This is a genomic window from Lysinibacillus sp. 54212, from assembly GCF_036662795.1.
Taxonomy (GTDB): domain Bacteria; phylum Bacillota; class Bacilli; order Bacillales_A; family Planococcaceae; genus Lysinibacillus_B.
In genome coordinates, this window is sequence record NZ_JBAFWZ010000060.1 from 1 (window position 1) to 2,854 (window position 2,854).

1 protein-coding gene and 1 other annotated feature are annotated in these 2,854 nt (G+C 33.6%); the gene reads left to right on the forward strand.

Translation table 11 applies throughout. The features are described from left to right. Window positions 1-415: 415 nt before the first annotated feature. Window positions 416-664, forward strand: a binding site (T-box leader). Window positions 665-715: 51 nt separating this feature from the next. Next, window positions 716-2,353: a methionine--tRNA ligase gene (gene metG / locus V4T18_RS18210; protein ID WP_332651866.1), complete on the forward strand. Its 1,638-nt coding sequence runs from the start codon at window positions 716-718 to the stop codon at window positions 2,351-2,353. Window positions 2,354-2,854: the final 501 nt, after the last annotated feature.

The window sequence follows — 2,854 nt, forward strand, 5'->3', positions numbered from 1 at the left end:
TTAAGACACCGCCCTTTCACGGCGGTAACACGGGTTCGAATCCCGTACGGGTCATCATAAAAGTCTGAAATGATTATAAAATCGTTTCAGGCTTTTTTTCTATATAATAAGGTATAAATTTTTGAGTTTGAGTATTGTCTAGCTCCAGCACCCAGCCCCTCGAGGTCGCTTCATCCCCTCGGTCTAGACCAATTCGTATTAAAGAAACAATTAAGCAATAGAATTGGATAAATGTAGAAATTGTGAACGTGCTTCTGGGAGAGCTTACGGAACCGAGAGGAAATCAAACATTTCTCTAAAAATGATGGAGAGAATTTATCCGACAAACACCAGTATTTTACTAAAACTATTTTCAAATGCAGAAATTATTGATTTATGAATTTGATTTCATTATAATGAATCTTAAAATAATTAACTATTAGCGATGAAGAGGAAAAGTAAATAAGCGGATTTTTAAAGAGAGCTTCTGTTGGTGGAAATGAAGCATTTGAACCTTATTGAAAATGACCTTTGAGCTTCGTACTGAACGACATTGTCAAGTAGGCTACGACGAGGTGACACTCGTTACAACAGCAGCAGTATCTCTTTTTGACGTACTGGATGAGGCAAATAGTGTAAGCTATTTGTAAACTTAGGTGGTAACACGGATATATTCGTCCTAATCTTTATTAGATTAGGGCGTTTTTTTTATTTTATTTAGAATGGAGTAGATAGAATGACGGTATTTATTGGAGGGGCTTGGCCGTATGCAAATGGTTCTTTACATCTAGGTCATATTGCAGCACTGTTACCAGGCGATATTTTAGCGAGGTATTATCGATTAAAAGGAGAAAAGGTTTTATACGTATCGGGTAGTGATTGTAATGGAACCCCTATTTCAATTCGAGCAAGACAGGAGCAGACAACAACAGATACAATAGCTAGTAAATATCATGAGGAATTTAAAAATTGCTTTGAAAAACTAGGTTTTAGCTATGATTACTATACTAGAACAGACGCTGAACATCATCATAAATCTGTTCAAAAGCTATTTGTAAACTTATTTAAAAATGGCTACATATATAAAAAGGAAATAGAACAAGCCTACTGTGAATTCGATAGACGATTTTTACCGGACCGATTTGTGGAGGGGAAATGCCCTAATTGTGGAGCAAAAGCACGAGGCGATCAATGTGATCAATGCTCTGCTATACTGGATCCTCTTGATTTGAAAGAAAAGCGGTGTAAAATTTGTGGAAATGAGCCGATTATTCGTTTAACTGAACATCTTTATTTCTCCTTCAGTACATTTCAAAATCGACTAGAAGATTATGTAAGTAAGGCCAAAAAAGAAAGTAGATGGCGCGAAAATGCAATTTTATTAGCCCATCGTTATTTGGCTGAGGGTGTAAAGGACCGAGCTGTTTCAAGGGATTTATCAAATGGTGTATCCATTCCGATTAAAGGCTTTGAGGATAAGAAAGTTTATGTATGGATTGAGGCTGTTGCCGGCTATTTAACTGCAAGTATGGAATGGGCAAAGGAGCAAAATGAAAAAATAGAAGATTGGTGGAATCAGCAAACCATTTCATATTATATACATGGTAAAGATAACATTCCGTTTCATACAATAATTTGGCCATCCATATTAATGGGGATTAATATGGATGCATTGCCTACTCATATCATATCTAATGAATACTTGACCTTGGAGAAACGAAAGCTGTCTACAAGTCAGAATTGGGCAGTTTGGGTACCATATATAATCGAAAAATACGATCCGGACTCTATTCGTTATTTTTTAACGATAAATGCACCAGAAAATAGAGATACTGATTTTTCATGGAGAGAGTTTATATATAGTCATAATGGTGAATTGCTAGGGGCATTTGGTAATTTTGTAAATCGCTCTTTCAAGTTTATTGAAAATTCTTTTGAACGAAATATCCCAAATGGAAATATAGATAAAGGGTGGAAAAATAGCACGAAAGAACTTTATTGTAAAGTAGGCGAGTTAATTGAAAAAGGACATCTAAAACAAGCATTAGAAAAAATATTCGACTATATTCGGTTTGCCAATAAATATTTTGATGAAGAAAAGCCCTGGATCCAAGTAAAAGAAAATCCATCAAATGCAAAAAACACATTAAAAACGTGCGTTTATATTATTTTAAACTTAGGGCAGCTAGTATACCCTTTTCTACCTTTTTCAGCTGAAAAAATAAATGATATGTTAGCTGTAGAGGAAGTAAGATGGAAAGAACAAGAGGTACTACCAGATGTATTAAAAGAAGTTAGTCCGTTATTTAATCGACTAGATACTAGACTGATAGAAGATGAATATAATCGATTACTGAAGCAAGTAAATATTTAGTGTTCTTTTCGAAAAATGAGAGGACTAGAATTTATCGTGAACCCAAGTTGTTGGCATGGCAACTTGGGAAAGATTGTATAACAATTATTATTACGATGTTTAGAGTTGGTTTAACAAGTGTAATTCTTTATTATTAAGTCAAAGTTAAACCCTTTAAATAATTTCTCTATTAAGCATAATTTATAGAGATTTGATATTACGTTTAACCAAAATAATAAATGATTCACAAGTGGTTAAAGACTTGGTATAATTAAAAACATGTTGATAGAATAATGCTTACATATCTTTTTTCTCTCTGAAATACAAAAAAATCATTTTTTTATAAAAAACTATTGCGTTATTATTAAAATCGATATACAATAATTCTTGTCCTTAAGAAATGAATATAATTTTTTAAGATACATAAACGGCTTCAAGACGATTACATGAAATATCGGACATTGAGTGTCGAACATAGTCTAGTGATGATGGCAAAGAGGTCACACCCGTTCCCATACCGAA

Coding starts and splice junctions, on each gene's coding strand:
- metG (WP_332651866.1), top strand. CDS start 716: ATGACGGTATTTATTGGAGGGGCTTGGCCGTATGCAAATGGTTCTTTA.